The sequence below is a fragment of the Acetobacter okinawensis genome (assembly GCF_002153655.1).
Taxonomy (GTDB): Bacteria; Pseudomonadota; Alphaproteobacteria; order Acetobacterales; family Acetobacteraceae; genus Acetobacter; species Acetobacter okinawensis_A.
On sequence record NZ_JOPJ01000052.1, the window covers coordinates 1 to 849 of the forward strand.

The following is an 849-nucleotide window of genomic DNA, read 5'->3' on the forward strand; positions in this document are numbered from 1 at the left end:
ATTTCTGGAAATCATCTGTGTCAGAATATCCTTTCCATGCAGGTTCAGGAAAAACTCAAACGTGACAGGAATCCTGTTCTGTTGGACATGTAACTTCTGATAATTCCTGTAGGATGCCCTGTATAAAAGGAAGCTCTGAAACAGGATATTTTCCTGCTGGTCTTCTGACATCATGTTCCATGTCGCATCACTGATGGGAGCAGGAAGCCCAAAATTCATGGCAATGGGATAAGGTTTGTTTCTGATGGTCACAGACCCACCAAAAAACAGGCTCAGGAACAGTTCCACCAGCAAAAGTAGGATGTTGCTGTCAATGCTGTTGTTGCATTGGTCAAGCCAGTATTGCTGGTCTTTGAGGTTCTGATAGGCTCTGCGATAAAAATACCAGTCTGCCTTTTTGGCTTCTTTCAATCGGACTTTGATGTCCTTGATATAATCAGGGGTAATCAGAATAATATGGGATAGACTGGCAACGTGGGTGATGCCTCTGTTCAGCTTTCCAGTGCTGACAATCTTTTCAATATCTGGCTTTGTGATGACAGGATTTGTGTTTGTTGCAATGCGATGGTTTCGAGCAATTGCTGTATCTGGTCGATGGGTGAGGGTTTGTCTCCTGTCTGGTTGCTCATCAGGTCGAGAATGTCCTGTGTGTTCCTGTTCGCCCCATAGGCTTCCTGGTAGGTCTGCTGGTATAAAGTCATCCTCTTGTCCTGTTCCGAGTTCTGGAATGGTTCTGTCATTGTTTTTTCCTTTCTTCTGAATGTCTGCATAAAATGGGAGGTCATACCCCCTGACGTAGTCCACAGCCTGTTTTGCTGTGATTTTCAGAGGTTTTCCCTCTGCTTTGGA

General features: G+C 44.6%; 1 protein-coding gene. It reads right to left on the bottom strand.

The window, feature by feature from the left end; translation table 11 throughout:
- Positions 1-849: hypothetical protein (locus HK26_RS13565; protein WP_180539571.1), on the bottom strand; the 849-nt coding region annotated here is incomplete at both ends.